This is a genomic window from Psychrobacter sp. 1Y4 (assembly GCF_051847555.1).
The window spans coordinates 1-727 of the sequence record NZ_JBPYDE010000518.1 but is presented as its reverse complement, the minus strand read 5'-3'; the positions used below and the strand labels follow the sequence as shown (position 1 = coordinate 727).

Annotated in this window: 1 protein-coding gene; it reads right to left on the bottom strand. The window is 46.1% G+C overall.

What is annotated here, in order from left to right; all coding sequences use genetic code 11:
* On the bottom strand, positions 1-727 hold a 727-nt coding region (locus ACS8FC_RS17310), incomplete at both ends, for an NADP-dependent isocitrate dehydrogenase (protein ID WP_439297691.1).

Here is a 727-nt window from a genome sequence, read left to right as displayed (position 1 = left end):
CATCTTTAACCTGACACATGCGCCAGATATCACCTTTTTCAACACGCTTTTCGAGCAATACTTCATCGGTATCCACATCAACGATACGAGCAATACCAGCGTCACTCGATTCAAAAGTCTTATCGTGTGAGCCGTACTCTTCTGCTTTTTGTGCCATCAGGCCGACGTTTGGTACGGTACCCATGGTCGTTGGATCAAAGTTACCATGCCATTTGCAGAAGTTAATCATTTCTTGGTAAATACGAGCAAAGGTAGACTCTGGCATGACGGCTTTACAATCATACATTTTGCCATCAGCGCCCCACATTTTACCACCTGAACGAATCATCGCTGGCATAGAGGCGTCAACGATGACATCGCTTGGTGAATGGAAGTTGGTGATACCTTTGGCAGAATCAACCATGGCCAGACGTGGGCGATGCTCTTGACAAGCATGTAGGTCGCGCTCAATTTCTTCACGCGTTGAGGTTGGTAGCGTTTCAATCTTGTCGTATAGATCCGCCATACCGTTGTTGACGTTGATGCCGAGCTCATCAAAGAGTTCGCCATGTTTTTCAAATGCTTCTTTGTAGTAAATTCGAACCGCATGGCCAAATACGATAGGGTGTGAGACCTTCATCATGGTGGCTTTTACATGCAGTGAGAACAAGATGCCAGCTTCGCGGCAATCTTCCATCTCTTGCTCATAAAAATCAAGCAAGGCTTTTTTGCTCATCACCATCAGGTC